20 protein-coding genes are annotated in these 24,562 nt (G+C 41.7%); 18 read left to right on the forward strand and 2 right to left on the reverse strand.

Features of this window, described 5'->3' with window-relative positions; genetic code table 11:
• The first annotated feature begins 19 nt into the window (after window positions 1-19).
• From NPE20_RS09280 to NPE20_RS09295, 4 genes are all read left to right on the forward strand, one after another.
• Window positions 20-475 (forward strand): GNAT family N-acetyltransferase, encoded by a 456-nt coding sequence (locus tag NPE20_RS09280; RefSeq protein WP_256538337.1) that lies wholly within the window; start codon window positions 20-22, stop codon window positions 473-475.
• A gap of 213 nt (window positions 476-688) precedes the next feature.
• Window positions 689-1,804, forward strand: a complete 1,116-nt coding sequence (locus NPE20_RS09285) for a M42 family metallopeptidase (RefSeq protein WP_256538338.1) — start codon at window positions 689-691, stop codon at window positions 1,802-1,804.
• Between the two features lie 66 nt (window positions 1,805-1,870).
• A complete protein-coding gene (locus tag NPE20_RS09290) occupies window positions 1,871-2,770 on the forward strand; it encodes a nucleotidyltransferase family protein (protein WP_256538339.1) in 900 nt (299 codons plus the stop codon).
• A gap of 725 nt (window positions 2,771-3,495) precedes the next feature.
• Complete coding sequence (locus tag NPE20_RS09295; protein WP_256538340.1) at window positions 3,496-3,870, forward strand: response regulator; 375 nt, start codon at window positions 3,496-3,498, stop codon at window positions 3,868-3,870.
• Here the strand turns inward: NPE20_RS09295 and NPE20_RS09300 are convergent.
• A complete protein-coding gene (locus NPE20_RS09300; RefSeq protein WP_256538341.1) occupies window positions 3,867-4,940 on the reverse strand; it encodes a hypothetical protein in 1,074 nt (357 codons plus the stop codon). The genes NPE20_RS09295 and NPE20_RS09300 overlap by 4 nt on opposite strands.
• Window positions 4,941-5,202: 262 nt before the next feature.
• Here NPE20_RS09300 and NPE20_RS09305 point away from each other — a divergent pair, with 262 nt between their 5' ends.
• The 11 genes from NPE20_RS09305 to NPE20_RS09355 all read left to right on the forward strand — a co-directional run bounded on the left by NPE20_RS09305 (window position 5,203) and on the right by NPE20_RS09355 (window position 19,527).
• Window positions 5,203-8,370: a tetratricopeptide repeat protein gene (locus tag NPE20_RS09305; RefSeq protein ID WP_256538342.1), complete on the forward strand. Its 3,168-nt coding sequence runs from the start codon at window positions 5,203-5,205 to the stop codon at window positions 8,368-8,370.
• Window positions 8,371-8,383: 13 nt separating this feature from the next.
• Window positions 8,384-10,228 carry a porin family protein gene (locus tag NPE20_RS09310; RefSeq protein ID WP_256538343.1) on the forward strand — a complete coding sequence of 615 codons (1,845 nt, stop codon included), beginning with the start codon at window positions 8,384-8,386 and terminating at the stop codon, window positions 10,226-10,228.
• Window positions 10,229-10,266: 38 nt separating this feature from the next.
• Entirely contained in the window at window positions 10,267-11,334 is a 1,068-nt protein-coding gene (locus NPE20_RS09315; RefSeq protein WP_256538344.1) for an HU domain-containing protein, read from the forward strand.
• Window positions 11,331-12,041 (forward strand): MotA/TolQ/ExbB proton channel family protein, encoded by a 711-nt coding sequence (locus NPE20_RS09320; protein ID WP_256538345.1) that lies wholly within the window; start codon window positions 11,331-11,333, stop codon window positions 12,039-12,041. The genes NPE20_RS09315 and NPE20_RS09320 overlap by 4 nt, the downstream gene beginning before the upstream one ends.
• Window positions 12,038-12,439 (forward strand): ExbD/TolR family protein, encoded by a 402-nt coding sequence (locus NPE20_RS09325; protein ID WP_256538346.1) that lies wholly within the window; start codon window positions 12,038-12,040, stop codon window positions 12,437-12,439. Before NPE20_RS09320 ends, NPE20_RS09325 begins: the two co-directional genes overlap by 4 nt.
• Window positions 12,440-12,523: 84 nt before the next feature.
• Window positions 12,524-13,339 carry an energy transducer TonB gene (locus NPE20_RS09330; protein ID WP_256538347.1) on the forward strand — a complete coding sequence of 272 codons (816 nt, stop codon included), beginning with the start codon at window positions 12,524-12,526 and terminating at the stop codon, window positions 13,337-13,339.
• A 94-nt stretch (window positions 13,340-13,433) separates the two neighbouring features.
• Window positions 13,434-14,726 carry a bifunctional folylpolyglutamate synthase/dihydrofolate synthase gene (locus NPE20_RS09335; RefSeq protein ID WP_256538348.1) on the forward strand — a complete coding sequence of 431 codons (1,293 nt, stop codon included), beginning with the start codon at window positions 13,434-13,436 and terminating at the stop codon, window positions 14,724-14,726.
• Between the two features lie 193 nt (window positions 14,727-14,919).
• Entirely contained in the window at window positions 14,920-15,909 is a 990-nt protein-coding gene (mgrA, locus tag NPE20_RS09340; RefSeq protein WP_256538349.1) for an L-glyceraldehyde 3-phosphate reductase, read from the forward strand.
• 123 nt (window positions 15,910-16,032) lie between these two features.
• Entirely contained in the window at window positions 16,033-18,492 is a 2,460-nt protein-coding gene (locus tag NPE20_RS09345) for a DUF5686 and carboxypeptidase regulatory-like domain-containing protein (protein ID WP_256538350.1), read from the forward strand.
• Window positions 18,493-18,557: 65 nt separating this feature from the next.
• Window positions 18,558-19,118: a hypothetical protein gene (locus NPE20_RS09350; RefSeq protein ID WP_256538351.1), complete on the forward strand. Its 561-nt coding sequence runs from the start codon at window positions 18,558-18,560 to the stop codon at window positions 19,116-19,118.
• Window positions 19,119-19,161: 43 nt separating this feature from the next.
• Window positions 19,162-19,527, forward strand: coding sequence for a VOC family protein (locus NPE20_RS09355; protein ID WP_256538352.1), 366 nt, complete (start codon window positions 19,162-19,164; stop codon window positions 19,525-19,527).
• Between the two features lie 309 nt (window positions 19,528-19,836).
• Here NPE20_RS09355 and NPE20_RS09360 read toward each other — a convergent pair whose 3' ends face one another.
• Entirely contained in the window at window positions 19,837-20,364 is a 528-nt protein-coding gene (locus NPE20_RS09360) for a GNAT family N-acetyltransferase (RefSeq protein WP_256538353.1), read from the reverse strand.
• Window positions 20,365-20,468: 104 nt separating this feature from the next.
• Here NPE20_RS09360 and guaA point away from each other — a divergent pair, with 104 nt between their 5' ends.
• Genes guaA through NPE20_RS09375 form a run of 3 tightly spaced genes read left to right on the forward strand, consistent with a single transcriptional unit; the run spans window position 20,469 to window position 24,386 of the window.
• Window positions 20,469-21,998: a glutamine-hydrolyzing GMP synthase gene (gene guaA, locus NPE20_RS09365; RefSeq protein WP_256538354.1), complete on the forward strand. Its 1,530-nt coding sequence runs from the start codon at window positions 20,469-20,471 to the stop codon at window positions 21,996-21,998.
• Entirely contained in the window at window positions 21,955-23,208 is a 1,254-nt protein-coding gene (locus NPE20_RS09370; protein ID WP_256538355.1) for an ABC transporter substrate-binding protein, read from the forward strand. The genes guaA and NPE20_RS09370 overlap by 44 nt, the downstream gene beginning before the upstream one ends.
• Window positions 23,205-24,386 carry an RsmB/NOP family class I SAM-dependent RNA methyltransferase gene (locus tag NPE20_RS09375; protein WP_256538356.1) on the forward strand — a complete coding sequence of 394 codons (1,182 nt, stop codon included), beginning with the start codon at window positions 23,205-23,207 and terminating at the stop codon, window positions 24,384-24,386. Before NPE20_RS09370 ends, NPE20_RS09375 begins: the two co-directional genes overlap by 4 nt.
• Window positions 24,387-24,562 lie beyond the last annotated feature (176 nt).

Here is a 24,562-nt window from a genome sequence, read left to right on the forward strand (position 1 = left end):
ATGATAGAATAATTTAAATTTGCATACATTCGAAATTGAACATTCGAAATCCACAACCATGCTTTCTATCGAACAAATAACCCCTCAGCTAACCTGGCGCCTGCGCAGGGATATACTTTATCCGGGCGAGTATATGCACAATATGGAAATGGAGGAGGATAACCACGGTTACCACTTTGGCGCTTTTGAGGATAATGCGTTGGTTGGCGTGGTATCGTTGTTTCAGCATGGTACCGATTGGCAATTTCGAAAATTTGCGGTAACAACTGATACACAAAAACGGGGCATTGGTACACAATTATTATCCTATATAACCGCTTTTGTTGAGCGGGAAAATGGCACCCGGCTTTGGTGTAATGCAAGGCTATCTGCCACAGGTTTTTACGCTAAATTTGGCTTTACCGAAACCGGCGAAAACTTCCATAAAAACGGCCTTGATTATGTTATAATGGAGAAAAACTTACCATTAAAATAAAAAAGTCAGCTCGCCTTGCGCAAACTGACCTTTACTAACTAACTAAATTAACTGATCTTTTTATTACGTCGCAAAGGTGTGCTTACATTATAAAGTAAATGTTAAGTAATAAATAAGGTTGTACTGCTTTTTACAGATGTTGCTTCATTATCAACAGCTTTATTATATTTGCCCACGGCTATTCCCCCCGCATAGCGTTATTATTACATACAAATGGCAAAAAAGAAACCAGAAGCAGAGCAGCAAGCTGCTATAGTAAATGAAACCTCATTAGCTTTTTTTGAAAAATATATCAATAACCCTTCTCCAACCGGCTTTGAGTGGAAAGGCCAGGAGCTTTGGCTGGAGTATTTAAAACCTTATATCGACGATCATTTTGTAGATAATTATGGTACGGCGGTTGGTGTTATCAACCCAGAGGCCGAATACAAGGTAGTTATTGAAGCACATGCCGACGAGATCTCGTGGTTTGTAAACTATATCACCAACGATGGTTTGATCTACGTTATCCGTAATGGCGGTTCCGACCATCAGATAGCCCCATCAAAACGTGTAGATATCCATACAGATAATGGTATTGTTAAAGCTGTTTTTGGGTGGCCCGCCATTCACACCCGCTTAGGCGGCGAAAAGGAAGAAGCCCCAACCCTGAAAAACATATTTTTAGATTGCGGCTGCACCACCAAAGAAGAAGTAGAGAAATTAGGCATCCATGTAGGTTGCGTTATTACTTACGAAGACGAGTTTATGGTGCTGAACAACCGCTATTATGTTGGCCGTGCGCTGGATAACCGTGCAGGTGGTTTCATGATTGCCGAGGTGGCCCGTTTGCTTAAACAGAATAATATTAAACTTCCGTTTGGTTTATACATTGTAAATGCCGTACAGGAAGAAATTGGCTTACGTGGCGCCGAAATGATAGCCCACCGCATTAAACCAAACGTAGCTATTGTTACCGATGTTACCCATGATACCGGCACCCCAATGATAAACAAGATAACCCAGGGCGACCTGGCGTGTGGCAAAGGCCCGGTTATATCATACGCCCCGGCGGTACAAAATAACTTGAACAAGTTGCTCATAGAATCGGCACAGAAAGCCAATATTCCCTTCCAGCGCCAGGCGTCGAGCAGGTCTACAGGTACGGACACTGATGCCTTTGCTTATTCAAATGATGGTGTTCCATCGGCATTAATATCCTTACCACTGCGCTATATGCATACCACGGTAGAGATGATCCACAAAGAGGATGTTGATAATGTAATACGCCTTATTTACGAGGTTTTACTAAACATTAAAAACGGCCAGGACTTCAGGTATATTAAATAAATTTTAAAACATTTATACACATTTATCATTGTGTATTACAAAAAAACATCTAAACCTACTTTTAGCATGAAACCTACATTATTGATTTTGGCCGCGGGAATGGCCAGCCGTTATGGCAGTATGAAACAAGTTGATGGCTTTGGCCCTAATGGCGAAACCATTATTGATTATTCTATATACGATGCTATTAAAGCAGGCTTTGGAAAGGTAAGCTTTATTATTCGCGAAGAATTTGCAGAGCCTTTTAAAGCCATATTTGAACCAAAACTAAAAGGGCGTATCGAAACCGATTACGTGTACCAAAGCTTTGATTTGGAGCCTTTTGGTATTACCGAACAAATTGAAAGGGCAAAACCATGGGGTACGGCACATGCTGTATTAGCTGCGCGCAACCAGGTAAACGAGCCTTTTTGCGTTATCAATGCTGATGACTTTTATGGCTACGATGCCTACGAAAAAATGGCTAAATTTCTTACTACCGAAGTAACCGATGATAAATATGCTATTATAGGTTACCAGGTTGACCGTACCTTATCTGACCATGGCACAGTATCCCGCGGTGTTTGTAAGGTAGAAGATGGCAACATGGTTGCTATTAACGAGCGTTTAAAAGTGTACTTTAAAGAAGATGGTTCTGTAGCTTATGAAGACAATGGCGAAGAATTTCCTTTAGATCCGGAGACCCGTGTTTCTATGAACTTCTGGGGCTTTACCCCTGCCGTATTCAAACAAAGCGAAGAACTTTTCAAAGAGTTTGTTGAAGCAAATAAAACCAATCCAAAATCAGAGTTCTTTATCCCTTTAGTGGCCGATGAATTGATCAAGAATGGCACAGCTACATTTAAAGTTATCCCAACATCAACCAAATGGTTTGGAGTTACTTATAAAGAGGATAAGCCTATTGTTCAAAAATCAATATCAGAATTGGTAGAGAATGGGACCTATCCAAGCAATTTATGGAGCTAAAACTTCAATAATATTCAAACAAAAAATCCCGCCATACAGCGGGATTTTTTGTTTCATCTCCCCAAATTTGTAACTATCTTGTTAGGTAACACGATAATCAACGTTTTGCCCACTACCTAAGTAAATAGTTGGAATCCCTTTTCTATATTTATCCTCTTAACCGTTAACATGAAGAGTATGAAATTGCTTTCCGAGCTATTTTTTTTAACTATTAGGATTATTAATAATTTAATTTTAAATTATCATTTATTTAAACTAACTTAATATTCTGAAAAGTTATCAGGCACAGCCTTGAAGCTATTATCTTAATAATAAACCACTCGAATGATTTTTATTTTACTTTTTTAAAGAGAATTGAACATTTCTTTTCTTGTAGCGTATAAGATCACTTTTGCGTAACATTTAATTAACATACAGCAAACCATACTTTAACATTTAACATTTTTAGTATAATATTTTATTACCGTAACAATTGAGTCATATAGCTAAATCTCCCAGCACTTACTGCCCAAAATGCGGCAATTTATTTCATCACCAATTACATAGAACCTGGATTGTAAAAAACCTGCTTTTCTTTTTGCCCCTAAAAAGATACTTCTGTGCCAATTGCAAAAAATCGAGGTATATCGTTAAAAAACCAGCTTAATTTCATTATATTTTCATTTTGGTATAAGTATTGCTGGCATAAATAACTATAATGCATACAGATACTTATTGATACATATATGAGACGGATATTAGCTGTAGATGATGATCATGATATATTAGAAGTACTTCAGTTTATCCTTGAGGATTCGGGTTATAAAGTAGACACTCTTTCAGACGGGCATTATTTAATGGATACCATACGGGACAAGCACCCGGATCTGATACTACTTGACATTATGCTAGGCAATATGGATGGACGCGAGCTTTGCACAGCAATTAAAAAACAAGATACCACGCATAATATTCCTATTATAATGATATCTGCAAGCCATAATGTTGGTAATACTCTGAACCAGGAGAACGGCCCAAATGATTTTATAGCAAAACCATTTGATATTAGTGTATTACTTAAGTCTATAAAAAAGAACCTTGCACCACCGGCCGCGGCTTAAAGGGCATTCCCTTTTATCCCCAGTTCAAGCAATTCTTTATCTATCTTATCATTCCACAATTGCTGCTGATAGGTGTTTCTGCTATGCGCGGTTTCACCATCATATTGTTTCTGTAGCTTATTCATTTCCCGTAAAGCATCAAGGTATGCCATATTTATAGTACCATCATAATTATCCGGAGGTAAATTTTCGGCAGCTATGTTGTGCTTAAAATGTTCGGCTACTAACCGGGCAATATCAAAGTGGCGCTGTTCGTGGTTTAGGCTGTAATCGTTTTTGTCTGCAGTACTTACCCAGCAAGCGCTTTTAGGCACATATATTTTTAGGACAAGAGTAACACTTACAATACTGTTTGCCACGTTTACATTTTCATCATACCCTAATCCCGCAAAAACCTCGGCCCCATTCCTGCTGTTGGGTAGCGGCTTCCCTATAAAATCAGACCATTTTAAAGGTCGTTTAACATTATAATATATGGTATCGCCTTCTACAGTTTCATTATATTCAGTAAACCTTACTTTAACTCTTTTGGCCAGTTTAATATTACCACCTGCCTGTGCATCCATCCAGTTATTTAAATAAACCATGCTGTTACTTAGCGCGCTCCTTAACAATGGCTCAATTTGCTGTGCCGGGCCGGGCCTGCGCTGATAGGTTGTGTTGGTATTGTAATCAACTAAATGCACAAGGTCTTCCCCCCGTTGTAAGTAAAAAGATATAGAGAGTTTGATATCACCCTTAACTATGCCGCCATTAACAGGCGCTTCGGTAACGTTTAAAGCCTTTAGCTTTACAACTATAGGGCGCAGGCTTTTATTAACAGGTAAACTGTAGCTAACAAAATTCTTAATAGCCGCCGTGCCGCCTTTTAGGTCGATACTATACGTTTCTGCAGGTTTACCGGGAAGGTTTGTTGTTGATTGCAAGCTGCCAATAGCGGTAATATCCTTACGCCCATCAATAAATGCGGCTATATAAAATTCTTTTGGGATTATTTTAAGGGCCTGATTTTGTAAGGTAATGTAGGTAACCGGCTGCTTATCGGCTTTAAATGCAAATATACCAAACATCAAACTACATATAAAGAAAACGGAGAATAACTTTTGTAACATGCTATTAACCAAACGTTTTAATAGCCTCAATTATTTTTAAGATTTTATTATTGCTGTTGATAACTTTGCAAACATATTATCCTCATATTTAAAGTTTTCCACAAGCATACCACCGGTATTCACGCCATCGTTTAAAAAAAGTGCTTATCCACATTTGTTAATTACTAATGTGGATTGCATTTTTGCGTTTAGCTATTTTAGCACCATCATTAATGCCTTTATGATTAAACTTAAATACATCGCCCTTATTGCTCCGGTATTTTTAGCCCTGCCGGCACTGGCGCAACAAAACCCATCATTCCACACCAACCGCACTTATCAAAATGCGAATAATTTGCTGGCGATGGGTAAATACGCTGCCGCCGCCGAGCAATACCGTTTGGTTGAACAGATAAGATTAAAGACCGGCCAGCAATCAAAATTTGAATCGGAGCTGTCTTTATTAAAAGAGAACGCGCAATATTATGAAGCGCTTTGTGCGCTTGAACTGGGTAATGATGATGCTGAAAGCATGTTTACCCGTTTTATAAAAGAGCACCCCGAAAATCCTCTCACTAAACAGGCCTACTTCCAGGTGGGTAAAGCATACTTTAAACAAGGCAAGTTTGACGAGGCCCTGGTTTGGTTTAACAAAGTTGATGCGGTTGACTTAAACGGCGCCCAAAATACGGAGTATAAATTCAGGAAGGGTTACGCCTATTTTGTTACCAACGATTATAAGAACGCGCAATTAATGTTTGCCGAAGTAAAAAACAAGAGGTCGCCTTTTACTGACGATGCCACTTATTACTTTGCCTACATAGCTTATTTAAACAAGGACTACCATTTAGCCTTATTAAATTTCGAAAAGCTAAAAAACTCAAAAAAATACGAGAACAGCTATCCATATTATATAACGGCTGTTTACTTTTTAGATAAGCGATACGATGATGTAATTAACTACGCCATCCCTATTATTAACAGCACCAAGCAGCAAAACGAAACCGAGATGCTGCGCATTATTGGTGCATCGTATTTTGCAAAGGCTAATTATGATAAGGCGGTTGAATATTACAGCCGTTTTGAAGATGCTGATAAGGGCAGCACACAAAACACACAGGATAGCTACCAAATAGGATACGCGTATTATAAGGTAGGTAACAACGGCAAAGCCGCAACCATATTAGAAAAACTTGTTGCCCAAAACGATAATTACAGCCAAAGCGGTAGTTACACCCTGGGCGATGTGTTCCTTAAAATGAACAACAAGCAAAGCGCCCGTAACGCTTTCTTAACAGCATCAAGGTTAAATTACGATAAGCAATTGCAGGAAGACGCGCTGTACCAGTACGCCAAGTTATCGTATGAGCTTGACTTTAACAACGAAGCGCTTATTGCAACACGTGCCTATTTAAAAAACTATCCACGATCTACCCGTAACGATGAGGTGAAGATATTACTGGGCGAGGCATTGCTTAACTCAAAGAACTATAAAGAAGCCGTTGAGATACTGGAACCGATACCAAACAAATCGCAAAGCGCGCAGATAGCTTATCAAAAAGTAACCTATTACCGCGGGTTGGAATTTTATAACGAACGCGCATTTGAGAATGCGATAGGTATATTCCTTCGCTCGCTGCAATATCCGGTTGATTCCAAAGTAAAGGCCTTAACCCTTTACTGGATGGCCGAATCAATGTACGAGGTACGCAAATACACCGAGTCGGTTGAAAACTTTGAGGAGTTTTTATCCATGCCCGAATCTAAGGAGACCGACGTTGCCAACTTTGCGAATTATGCACTGGCCTACGCTGCCTTTTATGATGAGCAGTACAGCAAGGCAGCCAAATATTTTGAGCGCTTTTTACGGGGTGACGTAAAAGACCAGGCCACAGAAAACGACGCGATAAGCAGACTGGGAGATAGTTATTTCGGGATGAAAAGTTATGCCAGCGCTTTACAGAACTACAACCGTATTATTGAGCGCCACAGCCAGGGGCAGGAATATGCCTTGTTTCAGCGCGGTATTATCCAGGGCTTACAAGGTAACCCCGATGCCAAAATAGCAACGCTGAACAGCTTGCTGAGCCAGTTCCCAAATTCGGATTATGCTGATGACTCGGCATTTGAGATAGCCTACGCTTACTTCCTGAAAAATGATGGTGAACGTGCCAAATCAGACTTGAACGCCATGATACAAAAGTATCCGCACAGCAGTTATGTACCACGCGCATACACCACCATAGGTTTGGTAGATTACAATGCAGGCAATGACGAGGCCGCTACCGAATCGTTTAAAAAAGTGGTAGCAGAGTACTCCTCTTCTGACGAGGCCAAACAGGCGTTGAAACAGGTTGAAAAGATCTACACCGATAAGGGCGATGCACAATCGTTCTTAACTTATGCCAATTCAACTGCTATTGGTAACTACAGCAGTGCCGAGCAGGAAAGTATTATGTATACTGCCGCTAACAACCTTTATTTAAAAGGCGACTGGCAGGGAACGGTAAACGCCGTAAATGCTTACTTCGACAAATTCCCAACCAAACAGATCTACGAAAAACAAGCAAGGTTTATACGTGCGCAGGGCTTGAGTAACATGGGCAAAACAGACGAGGCTGTTGTAGATTACAACGTTATCCTGAACGATTGGACAAGCGCCTACAGCGAAAAAGCACTGATTAGCATGGCTAAATTATATATGAGCCAGAAAAAGTATAATGATGCTATTGTGTTCCTGAAAAGGCTGGAAACAAACTCGGAATACAAGGCCGATTATAGCTTTGCCGTTAACAACTTGCTGTTATGCTACTCGCAGATAAACATGCCTGATGACGTGCTGAAGTATGTTAAACTGGTACGCGAAAACGAAAAATCATCGCAGGAAGATAAATTTAAGACCGGATTATATGCCGGTAAAGCCTACCTGCAACGGGGTGATACCACTGCAGCCATTAAAGAGCTAAACTATACCGTTAGCAATACCAAAACCATTGCAGCAGCCGAAGCCAAATACAATATTGCCAATGTTGAGTATTTGCAGGGTAAGTATAAAACATCGCAAAAAACCTGCTTCGATCTGGTTAAGGATTTGCCTAACTACGATTATTGGGTAGCTAAAACCTATATTTTATTAGCCGATAATTATGTTGGCCTAAAAGATAACTTCCAGGCAAAAGCAACACTGCAAAGTATTATTGAGAATTATAAAGGCGACGATGATATTTTAACCACCGCCCGCCAGAAAATGGATGTACTTGAACCGCAGAAAGCCAAGCAGAACAAACCTGCTGAAACTAAACCGGTAGAAGAAGAGAAACCTGCAGCAACAACACCTGACACTACAAAACAGGATACTACCAAACCGGCTGCAACCGAACCAACTAAACAGGAAAACAAAGAACAATAGAAAGAGACAAGCAATGAATTTAAAATACACCATAGCACTGCTTACCTTATTAACGGTATTTTACTTTGTTCCTGCTACAGCACAAACAAAGAAGACGACGACTAAAAAACAGCCGGCTAAAACCACGCAGAAACCTGCGGCTAAAGCAAAAGCCCCGGCCAAAGGCACTACCGCGCAAAAAGCCAGTGCAAAAAACTTAGGCGATGCCGCCTCAAAGGTACCCGCTGCTGATACTACAAAAAAAGGCGGACAGAACAACCCTGCGAATAATAACAGCAGCCTGGCCGAAGAGATAGTGGTTACCACATCGTACAAACCTGTATTGGCTGAGGCGGTAAAAATTCGCCGCAATCCCGATCTGGAAGATAAAACACCCTACAAGGCGCCTTTAAACTATACACCTTTAGATAAAAAGCTTGCCCAGGATAATAACATCCGCCAGCTGGAAGCGATGAAAAGGCCGGCCGAGCAAGACTCTGCCCAGCTAAACAACTTTGCTAAGGTTGGTTTTGGAAGCATGAAAACCACCTTTGCAGAAGGCTACTTTGGTAACGGACCAGACGAAGCCCTTCAAGTTGGGGGTTATGTTAAACACCTTGCACAATCTGGCGGTTCTATAGATAAGCAGAACGATAGTCGCCAGGAAGTTGGCGTGTTTGGTAAAAGCATAAACGCCGAAAATACACTTACAGGTCGTATAAATTATAAACGCCATCAAACTTATTTCTATGGTATTGATGAGAACAACCCACCGGTAGATTTTAACCCGGCAAAACAAACCTTTAACACTTTTGGCGCCGAGGGCGAAATAGCCAAGAACTTTAAGGATGAAGAAAACGCTTTCACCTATGCTGCAAAGTTTAAGGGATATATATTCAACAATGCATATAGTGCAAAAGAAAGTAATGTTGTAGTAAGTGGTTTTTTAAATAAAACCGTTAAACAGTTTTATGCCGGCTTAAGCGCATCATTAGATCTGGGTACACAAAAAGATGTTCTTTATTCCAACAATAACAGCATAATACGGGCTAACCCATACATCAAGTTTCAGGGTGAGAACTACAAGATTGACGCGGGCATAAACATTGCCAAAGAGTTTGGCGTATCTGATCGCTTTTTCATATTCCCTGCCGCTAAGCTGGAGTTTCAGGTAGTACCTAAGTATGTACGCCTGTTTGCCGAAGCTAAAGGTGATATCAACCGTGCATCAATAAAAGACTTTACCGAAACCAATCCTTTCCTGGGTGAAAATATTAACCTTATCAATTCAGTAGATAAGCTGGATATCACCCTTGGACTAAAAGGAACGCTGGCACCTGGCCTTGGCTTTAAAGCTGCCGTATATCGCAACAGCATAAAAAACCTTCCGCTATTTGTAAGCAATTTTACCAATACACTTAACAGGTACCAGGTAATATATGATAATGGCGATACACGCGTAAGCGGCTTTAATGGCGAACTTGATTTTAAAGCGAGTGAAGATGTAAACGTATATGGCCGTGTAGAATTTAAAGATTACAAAATGGCCAGCGAAGCACAGCCATGGAATCTGCCTAAATTTATACTAACCGCAGGTACAAGCATCCATATTAATGACAAGGTTGATATCAACGGTTCGTTAATGTTCCGCGGTTCAACACAAGATCCATTGCTGGTTACAGGCAGCACTGCAGAGGCCCCTGTTTATACCAAAATCGCATCGTTTGCTGATTTAAGTGGCGGTGTTACTTATAAAATAAACAAACAGTTCTCGGTTTTTGCACAGGCCAATAACATATTGAATGCGAACAGCAAAACATGGGTTTATTACCCAAATTACGGGTTTAATGTATTTGCCGGAGTAGGTTATGCGTTTTAAGCATTTTGATGTTTTATAATTATCAGTACTTTTAGCGAATGGATGTAGGCTACTTTATAAGCGAACTGCTGGCGCAAAATGGAAACGTAAGCGTACCGGGTTTAGGCAATTTTACGCATACACGTATAAATGGTCATTATAACGAGAAGGAGGGTAAATTATACCCCCCTACTTATAGCGTGCAGTTCGATCCGCAAGAAGTAGATGATGTAACTTTAGTACAATACATTGCTGATAGGAAGAACATTTCGCTTGCATCATCCCAGTACTTTACCGATAAATTTATCAATGGCATAAAGCTTCAGGCACAGTCTGCCGAAGCCCCGCTTGCAGACCTGGGCTGGTTTTATACACAAGATGCGCAATTGTTTTTTAAGCTAAATACGGAGGTTAGTACCGATCCGGATTTTTTTGGATATCAGCCTGTAAAGCTTCGTAAGCTGGGTGCTGCACCTGCCGATACGCTTGCCACATCTACAGTAAATTATTCGGCACCTGTAGCTGTTCCTGCGGAGGTAGATAATGAGCAGGAGTTTGAGACAAACGAGGAGCATGAAGCTTATCTTGTTAAGCAAAGTCACAAAAGGCGAAGAAACTCTATTCTTACTTTTGTAACGCTGGCGGTATTACTTACAGCCCTTGCAGTATACCTGGTTAACAAATACAACCCATCGGCATTTAATCCGCAAGCGTCGCAGCCTAAAGCCCAAAAACAACCTGTTATTACAACCAGGGTTGACACAACCGAAGAAAAAGACACGACAAAAATAGTACTCCCTGCAGATACAACAGCACCTGTAAAAAATACACCGACAAAAGATACGTTATCTAAAATAAGTACTTTCGCAACAGATAGTTTAAGCACACGGTGGGAAGTACTAGGCGGTACTTTTAAAAAGTTAGAAGAAGCTAATCGCTCTCTTAAAAACTATAAAACATTAGGGGTAGAAGCCCGTTTGGTGCAAGGGGTGCCAGACCGGCGCTTCCGAATTACCCTCGGCACTTATAAAACCCGAGCCGAAGCCGCAAAAGCAATAAGGGAACTACTGAAAGAAAAAAAAGTTAGTAAGGACATTTATCCATTAGAAATTAAACCAAAACTATGATGTTATTATTGCAGGTTGCAGATACCACCGCAAAACTTATTGATACCGCACAACAGGCCGCTCAACAATTGGCAAAAATACCTGAAGAAGAACTTAGGTTTGGCGATTTGCTGATAAAAGGTGGTTGGGTAATGATACCAATTGGTATACTGGCTGTATTAGGCCTTGTTATATTTTTTGAACGTTTCTTTACCATCCGCAAGGCATCTAAAGATGAATCGCATTTAATGACCCAGGTGCGCAGCAGCATCGTTTCGGGCGATCTGCAAACGGCTATAGCCATTTGCCGAAATAGTAATTCGCCCCTGGGCCGCATGCTGCAAAAAGGTTTGTTACGCATCGGTCGCCCAATAAAAGATATTGAAGGCGCTATAGAGAACGTGGGCAAACTGGAAGTATCCAAACTGGAAAAAAACATTGGTATTATTGGTATTGTTGCCGGTATTGCACCCATGTTTGGTTTCCTGGGTACTATTGCCGGGGTAATTAAAATATTTTATGATATATCTAAAACAGATAACATTAGTATGGGCGTTATATCTGGTGGGTTGTATGTAAAAATGGTAACATCGGCCGCCGGTTTATTCGTAGGTATTATTGCCTATGTATGTTATCATATTTTGAATATGATGGTTGATAAAGTAATTTTGAAACTGGAAACAGATGCTATTGAATTTATTGACCTGTTAGAAGAACCAAGCAAATGAACTTAAGAAAAAGACATAAAGGCGCATCAGCAGAAGTACATACTTCGGCCATGAACGATATCATGTTCTTCCTGCTTTTGTTTTTCCTGATCGCATCTACGGTAACCAACCCCAATGTGATCAAGTTAATGCTGCCTAAATCATCAAGCGGGCAATCGGTATCTAAAAAAACCATCAATGTATCTATAGATAAAGATCTAAAGTACACTATTGATAAAAAAGCAATACCGGTTGATCAATTACAACCTACGTTGCAAAGCTATAAAGCGCTTGCATCCGAGCTAACGATTGTATTGTATGTAGACCGCACAGTGGCTATACAAGATGTGGTACAGGTAATGGATATAGCACAAAAACTAAATATAAAACTGGTACTGGCAACAGAACCTAAAGGATAGGCATAAGAGTTGGCAGTTATAAGTTGGCAGTTTGCTTAATGCTTTAACTGCAAACTACAAACCGCCCACTGCAAACTGAATAAAATGGACTACAGGGAAGATAATAATTATCCAAAAGCATTTGCAGCAACAGGTATTATACTTGGTGTGGTAATGGCTTTGTGCTATTTTATTGTTTTCCAGATGCCCGAGAAACATGAGGACGGGACTGGTGGCATCCTGGTAAATTACGGAACGGTTGATGAAGGTACAGGCAATGATTATATGAGTATTGAAGAGCCTTCTGTAGCCGAAAAAGCCAATAATACCAAACCTGATAAGGTAACCCCTGCCCCACCAACCGAAGAAAAGCAAGAGGTAGACAACAGCGATAAAAATGTTGTAACCCAAAACACCGATGACGCCCCCGAGGTTGCGGCCAACACTAAAAAGCCAAGTACAACCGTAGCCACACAGCCTACCACCAAAACGGTTGCTAAACCTACTGTTAACCAAAACGCCTTATATAAAGGCAAAACTAATAATGGTACCGGTGAGGGTGACGGCACAGGCAGCACACCCGGCAACCAGGGTAAACCCACCGGTACAACTTTAACCAACAACTATAACGGGACAGGGTCTGGTAATGGCGGTAATCTTAACCTTACACAACGTAGCTTTGTAAGTGCTCCAAAGGTTGATGCTGGTAACCGCTACACGGGTAAAGTTGTAGTTGATATTCTGGTAGACAGGAATGGCAATGTTATACAAGCTACCGCAGGTGCCCGTGGTACCACTATTACAGATGCTGCATTGCTTCAAAAATGCGAAGACGCCGTAAAACGATCACGCTTCACTACCTCAGAAACCGCTCCCGAAACCCAAAAAGGGACTTTAACGTTTGTGTTTAAAGTGAATTAAATTTTAGTCCATAGTTGATGGACGATAGACCATAGCAAAAATTTGTTTTAAGTTTGCATTATCAGCCATAGCTATGGACTATGGACTATGAACCATGGACTATAACCAAACCCTCGACTACCTATACACCCAACTGCCTGTTTTTACCCGTGTTGGCGCTTCTGCATATAAGGAAGATCTGACGAATACCATTGCCCTGTTAAATATTCTGGATAACCCCGAGCACAAGTTTAAAAGCGTGCATGTAGGCGGTACAAATGGCAAGGGTTCCACATCGCATATGCTGGCCGCTATATTGCAGGTTGCAGGTTATAAAACCGGCTTGTATACCTCTCCACATCTTAAAGATTTCAGGGAACGTATCCGCATAAACGGTGCGATGATAAGCGAGCAAACGGTTATAGATTTTGTAGCGAATTACAGACCTGATTTCGAGCGCATACAGCCCTCTTTTTTTGAAATGACGGTTGCACTGGCCTTTGATGTTTTTGCCAAGGAACAGGTTGATATTGCCATTGTAGAAGTAGGATTAGGCGGAAGGCTGGATTCCACAAATGTGATTAACCCACTGCTATCTATCATCACCAATATAGGCTGGGACCACATGAACCTGCTTGGTGATACCCTACAAAAAATAGCCGCCGAAAAAGCGGGGATCATTAAACCATCAACCCCGGTAATTATAGGCGAATACCAGCCGGAAGTTGCTGATGTTTTTATCAATAAAGCAAAGCAGCAAAACGCGGAGATAGTATTTGCGTCGGAAGATAAGTCAGAAGTTCAAATTCAAAGTTCAAAAGAGCATCTGGAGTTTTTAGAAATAACCGTTCCGCAATCCCCGCACCCCTCTCTTTACATCCGGCTTGACTTACCCGGCACTTATCAGTTAAACAATATAAGAACCGTTTTAACAGCGGTTGATGAACTGCGCAAGCAAGGTTTTAACATCACCGATGAACATATTGCGACAGCCCTAAAACAGGTAAAAACTTTAACCGGCCTACATGGCCGTTGGGAAGTTTTAAACCGCAACCCGCTAACTATTTGCGATACCGGCCACAACCCCGAAGGCATAACCGAAGTATTAAAGAACATTGCCTCGGTTAACTATGAGCACCTGCATTTTGTTATTGGCATGGTGAACGATAAGGACATCAGCAAGGTGCTTTCTATGTTACCGACTCGTGCTACCTATTATTTCTGCAGGCCAGATATCCCCCGTGGACTGGAAGCAGAAAACATCAAAGAAAAAGCGGCAGGTTTTGGCTTGCACGGCGAAGCTTATGGCTCTGTAAAGGCAGCTTTGCAAGCGGCGCAGGCCAATGCTACCGATAAAGACCTGGTGTTTATTGGCGGCAGTACGTTTATAGTGGCAGAAGTGGTATAAGTTCTACCACTATGTAATTTGCGTTAGGGATTGCAACAAATACCGGCCTTGTGGCTAAGGCACGTGCAGTATGAGTGGAAAGCCCGGCCGAAGGCAACGCCCTCATTAAAAACCTGTCAATCGTAATAATCTGTTTACCCGGGTTCAGACAAAAGAATAAAATCCTATTTTTACCCAAACCAACAACAAAACAATGACCTACCTACCTTCTTCTGAACGATATAAAAAAATGCAATACCGCCGTTGCGGTAAAAGCGGCATAAAGTTGCCTGCTATTTCATTGGGCCTGTGGCATAACTTTGGCCATGTGGATGTAATGGAAAACTATCGCAAGATCTTACACCTTGCGTTTGATAGTGGCATAACACATTTTGATCTGGCTAACAATTACGGTCCGCCCCCGGGCAGTGCTGAAACCAACTTTGGTAAAATATTAAAAGAAGATTTTGGTGGCTACCGCGATGAAATGATCATATCAAGCAAAGCGGGTTACACCATGTGGGATGGCCCTTACGGCGACTGGGGTTCAAAAAAATACCTGGTATCAAGTCTGGACCAAAGCCTTAAACGCATGGGTTTAGATTATGTAGACATCTTTTACCACCACCGCCCGGACCCGGAAACACCGCTGGAAGAAACCATGAGCGCGCTCGACCTGATAGTACGCCAGGGTAAAGCTTTGTACGTGGGTATCTCTAACTACAATGCCAAAGAAGCGGATGAGGCCATAGCCATTTTAAAGCGTTTAGGTACGCCTTGCCTTATTCATCAGCCTAAATATTCTATGTTCGTTCGCGATGCAGAAGCGGGCCTGTTGGATGTTTTGGAGAAAGACGGTGTGGGTTGTATCCCCTTCTCGCCTTTAGCTCAGGGCTTGTTAACCAACAAATATTTACACGGTATTCCTGATGATTCGCGTGCGGCAAAATCAACCGGCTTCTTACAAACCAGCCAGGTCACCGACGAAGTAATTGGTAAAATAAAAAAACTGAACACTTTAGCAGAGCAACGCGGCCAAACACTGGCACAAATGGCATTGGCCTGGTTGCTAAAAGATGCCAGGGTAACATCGGTATTGATTGGTGCCAGCAAGCCCGAGCAATTAGCCGATTCGTTAAAAGCATTGGATAATGTTAACTTTTCATCCGAAGAATTAGAGCGTATAGAGCAGATCCTGAAATAGATTTCCATCAATTTCGACTATAAAAAAGGCGTATTTAGAAATAAATACGCCTTTTTGTTTAACAATAATTAACAACGTGCGTCTAAAAACTTTGCACATCTTAGCGTAAGCTTTATCTACCCTATGAAACAACCTTTTTTTATCCTGCTACTCCTTCTATTTACATCCACCATATTTGCACAAGAAGTAACCCTTAGCGGGAAAATAACCGACGGTAGCGGCAATGCCGTTCCCTTTGCTACGGTGTATGTAAAGAACACCACAAAAGGTACATCGGCCAATAGCGAGGGTGGTTACACCTTAAATTTAAAGCCCGGCCAGTACGATGTGCAATACAGGGCGTTAGGCTTTAAACAGGAAAGCCGCAAGGTTGATTTAAAAGCTAACCAAAGTATCGACATAGTTTTAAAAGCCGAGGATTACCAGTTAAAGGAAGTTTCTGTCCGCGCGGGTTCCGAAGACCCGGCTTATGCCATCATCCGTAAGGCTATTAAAAAACGGAAGACATACCTAAACGAGGTAGATGCCTACACTTGTGAGGTGTATATAAAAGGCTTGCAAAAGCTGCTGGCTGCTCCAAAGAAATTCCTGGGGGTTGATGTACAGAAGATGGCCCGCGAAAACGGGTTGGACTCTAACCGCCGGGGTATTGTTTACCTATCAGAGTCGCAATCAAAATATAGTTTTATGCGGCCGGATAAAGTGCACGAAGAGTTGATATCGTCAAAAGTATCAGGCAGCAACAGGGCTTTTAGTTTTAACAGGGCATCAGATATGCAGGTTAACTTTTATGAGAACCTGCAGGTTTGGCAAGGCCTGAGCAACCGCCCGCTGATCTCTCCCATTGCAGATAACGCGTTATCCTACTATAAATATAAATACGCCGGTACCACTATCGAGAACGGCGAAACCATCAATAAGATCCAGGTAATCCCGCGCAGCGATTATGACCCATGCTTTAGCGGTTACATCTACATACTCGAAGATAGCTGGCGTATACAAGGCCTGAATTTATACATCACCAAAAAGGCCAATATCAACTTTGTAGATACGCTGAAAGTTAGCGAGCAATTTTTCCCGGTGAGCGGCAATGCCTGGATGCCGGCTTCGTTAAAGTTTGAGTTTACAGGCGGCTTATTTGGCTTTAAAATTGGCGGTTACTTTATCTCTCTTTATAAAGATTATGATATTGACCCTAAACTTGACCGCAAGCAATTTGCCGAAGTGCTGCGCATTACCAAAGGCGTAAACAAAAAAGATTCTATCTATTGGGAGCAGGAAAGGCCCATTCCACTAACCGACGAAGAGAAGACCGACTATAAAAAGAAAGCCGTATTGGCCGCTAAACGTGAGTCGAAACCTTACTTAGATTCGTTGGACAAAGAACACAACAAACTTAGCGTAGGCAAACTACTTTTAGGCGGTTACAGCCACCGCAACAGGTACGATCATGAAAATTACAATTTCAATTCTCTGTTAAGCTCGGTATCGTACAACACAGTTGAGGGTTTGGCACTTGGTTATGGCGGCTCGTTCACCAAACAGATAGATAGCGTTAATAACCGATATATTAACATTTATGGCAAAATGCGATACGGTTTCTCGAACAAACTATTCAACGCTACTGGTGGCATCACTATGCCGGTTGGTTCGGCTATGTTAAATTTAGCAGGCGGAAGCGATGTTGTTGATATGAACAACCGCGAACCCATCTCCCCATTTATGAACACCGCATACACCCTGTTAAACAGGCAGAATTTTGAGAAACTATACCAAAAGCAATACGCGTCGGCCACCATATCAAAACGTATTTATGGTGGATGGCAGGCAAGTGCAGGCGCCGAGTGGGCAAACCGTAAATACCTATCCAACACTACCGATTACAGCTTCTTCCACCCTAAACGGCACGAGTTTACAAGCAACAACCCGCTTTCGCCCAATGTTGATGTACCCTTGTTCCCCGAGAATCAGTCGTTTAAGATTAACGTACGCACCACTTACGATTTTAGCAACCGGTATGAAACCTACCCTACCGGCAGGCGATATGTACCATCAAAATATCCAACCATTGGCTTAAGTTTTACAAAAGCGGTAAAAAATGTATTTGGTTCTGATGTTGATTATAACTTGCTATCTGCAGATATCTCGAAATCAGATATCCCCATGGGTTTTTATGGCAAAACGTCGTTCTACGTCGGCGCTGGTAAATTCTTCGATGCAAAAAGCATCTACTATACCGATTACAGGCATTTCAGCGGTAACCAGGTATTGTTTTATCAGGGTGGTATCAACAAATTCCTGCTGTTGGATTATTACCGGTTCAGCACCGGCGATAAGTACCTGGAAGGCCATTTAGAACACAACTTCAGCGGATTGGTCACCAACATGATCCCGCTTATCCGTAAGCTTAAGCTGCAGGAGATCATCAACATAAACTATCTATCGACTCCTACATTGAAAAACTACACCGAACTGGGCGTGGGTTTCCAAACCAATGTTGGCTTAAGGGTAATGTACGGTACATCGTTTAATAACAAAGTTGGCGGGGCTAATCAGGCGATACGGATCGGTGCAAATTTTTAATTGTAGTGTTACTTAAAGATAAATTAATAAATATTTAACTTTAAGTAAACTTACTCGTTTCAATTATGACCGCTTCAGATACTCTTGGGTTAGTTTCGATCCTGATATCAATTTGCGTCTTCATTTATACGTATGTAACTAATACTAAAAAATATGAGCTTACATACCAGTATAGATGTGAGGTATTAAAATGGTTTGATGACACTATCCATGTTTTAATGCGACTTAAGCAGGAATGTAAACTTGGTTTTTCCAATCAGGATTTAAGAAATGAATTGCTTGCAAGTTTATCGGCCAAGATAGAGATGGGAAGATTCTATTTTCCAAATGTAGATAAGGGAGATAAATTTGGTAAAGAGAAGCCTTTCGCCTATAGAAATTATAGAAACCTAATGCTTGATTTCCTGGTATACGCCTATAATATATATAACCGGGCAGATGCCGTTCGATACTTAAAACATGCGGATCTTTTACAAAAAGAATTTACTTCTTTATTATTTGAAACCTTTAACCCCACGGCGTTTTTAAAAGAAACAAAAAAAGTAACAGACAGGACTTTTGTTAAAGAACTTAGTTTCGAAGATTTTTTAAACGAAAAACCAGAAGCGTTAAAAGATTATATTTAGCATAACACTTCGGCTTAATAGCAAAAACATAAAATCACTTACGATGAAAGCTTTAAGTACAACCGTTGTTATTCATGTTTCTGACATGAGCCGAGCCGTTAAATATTATACTGAGATTTTGGGCTTTAAACCCGATTTTGAATTTGGTGATTATACGGGATTAACTTACGATGATGTTTGTATCCATTTAAGTGGCCAAAAAAATCAGGGCGTGCACAAGGCACCCGGCAATGCCCATTTTTGTATTGAATGCGATAAGGTTGATGCATATTATGATCGTATCAAAAAAAGGGGGGCAATTATAAGTTGCCCCATAGATGATCGTATTTATGGCATGCGCGATTTTGCTATAGATGACGAGGATGGTAACACCTTAGTTTTTGGGATGGTAATAACCACTCAACAATAAAGGAACAAAATTTAAACCTGTCAGTCTGAAATTGTCGAAGACCTAAACGCAAATGCTTCGGCAACTACCCATGACAATTGTTAGTAAATGGCGTGAAAAGTGTTCACGTTCACGGCCGTGAACACCATCATTGATACATAAATAACTGATAATAAGCAATTTCAAAAATACGCTACTGACAAAACAACGTCACCATTAAATCCAAACCTGGCACAGGCAAACATGCAAATAATATAATCGGTCACGCCCCCCAAAGATCTGTCATTGCACCTTCAAAGGCCATAGGATTTGATACCTCAGCATGACATATTAATCCTTCCTCATCTTCACAATCCCCAGCAGCTCTTTATCAGGCATTGTAACGTCTATTCGCTTAACTGCATGGTAACCCATTGCTTCATAAAGTGGCACGCCCGGTAAAGTTGCGCCAAGTTCAAAACAGGTAAAGCCGTTAGCTTTTGCAGCATCTTCACAAAGATTAATAATTTGGCGGCCTATACCCTGCCTTGCATGGTCGGGATGCACAAAAAAGGCTCTTATCCTTGCAGCGTCTTTTGCCGGATCGAGTAAAGGATCTTCCATATCTTTATGCTGGTCGCCGCCGTACAACGTGTTTCTTTTGCTCCAGCCACCACAGCCTACCTTTACACCGTCCTTCTCGGCAACATAATAAGTGCCGTCTGTTATCAGCTGGCTATCAATACCAAAAATGTATTTTATAGCGCTTTCTATTTGCTTATCTGCGTAATAATCAGCGCTTAAGCCACGTACAGAAAGGCCTATTAATTGCTGCAATTCGTCCACATCATCAAAGGTGGCCAGCCGGGTTGTTATCATAGCGTAGATTCAAAGCGACTAATATAGTTTTATGTATCTTTTCTTAAAGTCAAATTTCTCAAAACTCATATCTCAATTTTCCGCTCAAAATCCTATCTTTGCCCATGCAAGAAAAAATCCTCATTCTTGACTTCGGTTCGCAATTTACCCAGCTTATCGCGCGCCGTGTCAGGGAGCTCAATATTTACTGTGAGATCCATCCCTTTAATAAAGTTCCTGAAGTTGACGAAAGCGTAAAAGGTATCATCCTTTCCGGCAGTCCTTACTCTGTACGCCAGGACGATGCCCCTCATTTCGAATTTATTAAACATCACACAACATTGCCTATTTTGGGCGTTTGTTATGGCGCCCAATACATGGCGCATTTTCATGGTGGCGAGGTGTTGGCATCAAGCACACGCGAGTATGGCCGCGCCAATCTGGATTACATTAAACCTCATAACGTCTTATTTAAAGATGTACCCGCCGGTTCACAGGTATGGATGTCGCATGGCGATACCATTGCCCGGATAGCAGACGATTTTGAAATAATTGCAAGTACCGATAGCGTAAAAGTTGCCGCTTACCAAATAACCGGCACCAAAACTTACGGTATTCAGTTCCACCCCGAAGTTACCCACAGTATTGATGGCAAGCAATTGCTGCAAAACTTTTTGGTTGATATTTGCGGATGCAGCCAGGACTGGACACCAGATTCGTTCATTGAAACCACTATTGCCGAACTAAAAGCAAAATTGGGCGATGATAAAGTAGTATTAGGCTTATCGGGCGGTGTAGATTCATCTGTTGCGGCAGTATTGCTGCATCAGGCTATTGGCAAAAACCTGCATTGTATATTTGTTGATAACGGCTTACTGCGTAAAGATGAATACCAATCTGTGTTGGATTCGTACCAGCACATGGGCCTTAATATAAAAGGAATTGACGCCAAGCAACGTTTTTACGATGCATTGGCCGGCATAAGCGATCCCGAGAAAAAACGTAAAGCTATTGGCCGCGTATTTATAGAAGTATTTGACGATGCCGCGCACGAAGTACAAGGTGTAAGCTGGCTTGGCCAGGGTACTATCTACCCGGATGTTATCGAATCTGTTTCGGTAAAAGGCCCGTCAGCAACCATCAAATCGCACCATAACGTTGGCGGTTTGCCTGATTTCATGAAGCTGAAAGTTGTTGAGCCACTAAACACTTTATTTAAAGATGAAGTGCGCAGAGTTGGTAAGGCCTTAGGTATCGACCCGAACATATTAGGCCGCCACCCTTTCCCGGGCCCCGGATTGGCTATCAGGATATTAGGCGATGTTACACCAGAAAAAGTTGATATATTACAACAGGCAGATGCGATTTATATCAACAATTTGCGCTCTGGTGGTGTTTATGATAAAGTATGGCAGGCAGGCGCCATTTATTTACCGGTACAATCGGTAGGCGTTATGGGTGATGAGCGTACCTACGAGAACGTAATTTGCCTTCGCGCGGTAGAATCATTAGACGGAATGACAGCAGACTGGTGCCATTTACCTTATGATCTGCTTGCAAAGATCTCTAACGAGATCATTAACAACGTTAAAGGAATTAACCGGGTAGTATATGACATCAGTTCGAAACCACCGGCCACTATTGAGTGGGAATAAGTGGTTTATACTTGTTTTAGCGCTGATAATAGGTGCATGTTCGCCTAAAGTACGAACTGCACCCTCATCTACCGTAAAAACAACAACTGAAAAGCCCGCGGAAAAAAAGGAAGAAGAAAAGTCTCCGGTAAAAGCAGCCGAAGTTAAACAATCTGTTATATCATTGATATTGCCTTTGGTGTTAGATAACGCTGCAGCAGGCAAAACCTACAGTGCGGCCGATTTAAAAAAAGCCGATATGGGGGTTGAGTATTACCAGGGCTTTAAATTAGCCCTTGATTCGTTAACCGCTACCGGCGCCAACTACAAGTTACAGGTATTTGATAGTAAGGATGATGTAGCGCAGGCCCATAGTCTGGGTATAAACCCCCAGGTAAAAAACAGCGAGTTGGTAGTAGGCCCTATTTTCCCAGAAGATATTAAGGCCTTTTCGGCTATGCTTACATCCCCGCGCAAACCTCTTATTTCGCCCTTATCACCTGCGGCGCCTGCAACTTTCAGGAACCAGAATTTGGTTACAATGACGCCACCGCTGGAGTATCATGCCATAGGGGCAGCAACCTATATTGCTAAAAGTATAAAACCAAAAAAGGTGTTCATCCTTACTTCGGGTTTTAGCGATGAAAAATTATATGCAAGCCCCTTTAAACGCACTATTGATAGTTTAAGCAAGCGTAAGATACCGGTAGTGACCATAACAGTAGTACGCGGCAACCTAACGCCGTTAGTACAGCAGTTATCAACAAAAGACCAAAATATATTCCTGGTGCCATCAACCAAACAGGCTTTCCTGATGGTTACGTTACGTTCGCTGGATACCCTTTCCAAAAAATATCCGGTAACGCTGTTTGGCCATCCCAACTGGGAAAAGTTCGCTTTTTTGAAATCCGCCCTTTTGCAACGGCTGAATACCCACATTACATCAGCCGATAAAGTGGATTATAAAAGTGCCGAGACCAACGATTTTTTGCGTAGTTACCGCCATGCTTACCATACCGAGCCTACCGACTATGCTATAAAGGGATTTGACCAGGGCTTGTATTTTGGAAAGATGTTAGCTGAAGGGGAAGATTTTACTAAACCCGATCTGGAAGATTATACCGGCATACATAACAGCTTCCACTTTATAAAAAAACCGGGATTAGGTTGGATAAATACCCACGTAGATATCCTGAAATATCAAAACTTTGATCTAATAAAGGCACAATGAAAGCCATAAACCAAATAAAGACGTTTCAGCGGATATTGGATGAGTTTCCTGCCGATACACCTTTAAGCAAATTTTTACCCGGCTTTTATCGTCAAAACAAACAAATGGGCTCAACCGACAGGCGCGTTGCCGGCAGGTTGATCTATAACTATTTTCGCCTGGGCCGTGCCCTTCCTAATCTGCCGGCTGATGATCGTTTGATGGTTGCAGAGTTTTTATGCAACACGCAAAGCAACTCTTTTTTGCAGCACTTTAAACCCGATTGGGCTGCCTGTGTGGGTTTTAGCATCGATGAGAAAATCAACCTTGTAAAAGCCACGTACTCCGATTTTAAACTGGAAGATGTGTTCCCCTGGGTGCAACAGCTTTCGGCCGGTATTGATAAAGATGCCTTCCTGAAATCCTTTTTTATTCAGCCCGATCTTTTCATCCGGGTAACTAAAGGTTTTGAAGCACAGGTTAAGGCCGAACTTACCAAAGCATCTGTTACTTTCAAGGATGAAGGCAATGGCTGCCTCTCGTTACCAAACGGTACACGCTTAGAAACTATATTCCCCAAACAGCACTGGTTTGAGGTGCAGGACCTATCGTCGCAACAAACGGCCAATTACTTTAAGCCCGAAAAGTGGGATAGCTGGTGGGATGCCTGCGCCGCATCGGGTGGTAAGTCGTTGCTGCTGCACAGCTTACAGCCGGATATCAAACTGGTGGTGTCTGATATCCGCGAATCCATCCTTTCTAACTTAGATGAACGTTTTCAGCAGGCTGGCTTGCGTAAGTACCAAAAAAAGGTAATGGACTTGACCGAGAACAACGAGCAGCTCTTATATAACTACGAGTTCGACGGTATTATACTGGATGCCCCGTGTAGCGGATCCGGTACCTGGGGCCGAACGCCCGAGATGATCAGTCAGTTCGAGATCCATAAAACCGACTTTTTTAAACGCCTTCAACAAGCCATTGTTCGCAATGTGGCCAAACACCTTAAACCGGGCAAACCGCTTATCTACATAACCTGTTCGGCCTTTAAAGCCGAAAACGAAGACGCCGTAAACTTCATTACCAAAGAACTGGGCTTAAAACTGGAAGAAATGAAAGTGCTAACCGGTTATGAGAATAAAGCGGATACCATGTTTGTAGCGAGGATGATTGTTCCTGAGGGAGAGTCAAGAAGTTAGAGTCAAGAGATAAGACAATACTCTCACACACTTGCGCTCGTCTGCGACGAGTGCTTAAAACTGTATGGCATTTTCAATGCCAGGCAAAGCGCGATATAATCGCTAACCCATATTAAGCACTCGTCGCAGACGAGCGCAAGAAAATGAATGAACGTTAAAAAGTGTTAATCTTTTCA

The organism is Mucilaginibacter aquariorum (genome assembly GCF_024498135.1).
Taxonomy (GTDB): domain Bacteria; phylum Bacteroidota; class Bacteroidia; order Sphingobacteriales; family Sphingobacteriaceae; genus Mucilaginibacter; species Mucilaginibacter aquariorum.